This window comes from Gracilibacillus halotolerans, assembly GCF_014206945.1.
GTDB lineage: Bacteria > Bacillota > Bacilli > Bacillales > Amphibacillaceae > Gracilibacillus > Gracilibacillus halotolerans.
The window spans coordinates 1-1,437 of sequence record NZ_JACHON010000053.1 but is presented as its reverse complement, the minus strand read 5'-3'; the positions used below and the strand labels follow the sequence as shown (position 1 = coordinate 1,437).

The window sequence follows — 1,437 nt, the reverse complement described above, 5'->3', positions numbered from 1 at the left end:
TGGATAGGTTACACTTGATTGGACAGATTCGTTAAGGTCATATAAACTTGATTCATAAAAAGTCGGGAGAGAATTAATTATGGCCAAAAGAGAAAGAAGAACATTCACAAAAGAATTTAAAGAACAAATTGTTCAGCTACACCTATCCGGTAAACCTAGAAGTGAAATTATCAAAGAATACGAGCTGACGCCATCTGCCTTTGATAAATGGGTTCGCCAGCATAATACAAGTGGATCGTTTGAAGAAAAGGACAATAGAACTCCGGAGCAGGAAGAATTAATCAAGCTCCGCAAAGAAAATCAAAGACTGATGATGGAGAATGATATTTTAAAGCAAGCCGCGCTGATCATGGGACGAAAGTAGATGTGGTTCGACATAACCGCCACAAATACTCGGTATCAGCAATGTGTGCCGTCCTACAACTTCCTAGAAGCACGTACTATTATGAGGCGAAAATTCGAGATAATCAGGATGAAGAATTAACAGCTTTGATTGTTAAAATCTTTAAAGACAGTCGAAATATTTATGGCCAAAGGAAAATAAAAAAGGAGCTACAAAAGCAAGGTTGGACCGTATCACGCCGCCGTATCGGGCGAATAATGAAGGAACAAGGACTTGTCTCCAAATACACAGTGGCTCAATTTAAACTTAGAAAGACAACAGTAAATGAGTCTGAAGTCGGAAATGTATTGAATCGCGAATTTAATCAAGACAAGGAACTAAAAGTGATTGTGAGTGATTTAACATACGTTCGTGTTAAGCAAAATTGGCATTATATTTGTGTTCTAGTAGATTTATATAATCGAGAAATTGTTGGTTACAGTGCTGGTCCTAATAAGAGTGCTGAGCTAGTTCAGCGTGCCTTTTCAGCAGTGAAATACAACTTAAATCGCCTCGAATTATTCCACACAGACCGAGGAAGTGAGTTTAAAAACAAGCTTATAGACGAGGCACTAGAGACGTTTGGTATAGCAAGATCCTTGAGTGAAAAAGGAACACCTTACGACAATGCAGTTGCAGAGGCAACATTCAAAACGATTAAAACTGAATTCGTTAGTGGTAGGGTATTCGAAAGTCAACGAGAACTTGATTTAGAGCTATTTGATTATGTAAATTGGTTTAATAATATTCGCATTCACGGGTCCTTAGACTATCTTACGCCTAACGAGTATAAGCGCAAGAACCAACTAGAAATGAGCAATATTTAATAGAGAAGCGCCCATTTTACTTGGAGAGGCGGGCATGATAGCCTCATATGGCATGCCAGCAATGTTTTTAAATAAGCTGGCTTCATGGCATCGAAATCATGCCCGCAGAGGCTCAAAGTCAAGTGACAAACTGCACGCACTATTTTCCATCTGAGAGCTAAAATTTTGAGCGCTATAAATAAGTTTGTTTACCTTTAAAAAATTGTTCAGTTTAGTGTTGACATACCA

General features: G+C 38.3%; 1 protein-coding gene. It reads left to right on the top strand.

Annotated features, from left to right (window positions below; genetic code table 11):
* Positions 1-79: 79 nt before the first annotated feature.
* A protein-coding gene (locus GGQ92_RS16235; RefSeq protein WP_184251356.1) for an IS3 family transposase occupies positions 80-1,209 on the top strand; the annotation gives its coding sequence in 2 pieces (ribosomal slippage) (positions 80-329 and positions 329-1,209; 1,131 coding nt in all).
* Positions 1,210-1,437: the final 228 nt, after the last annotated feature.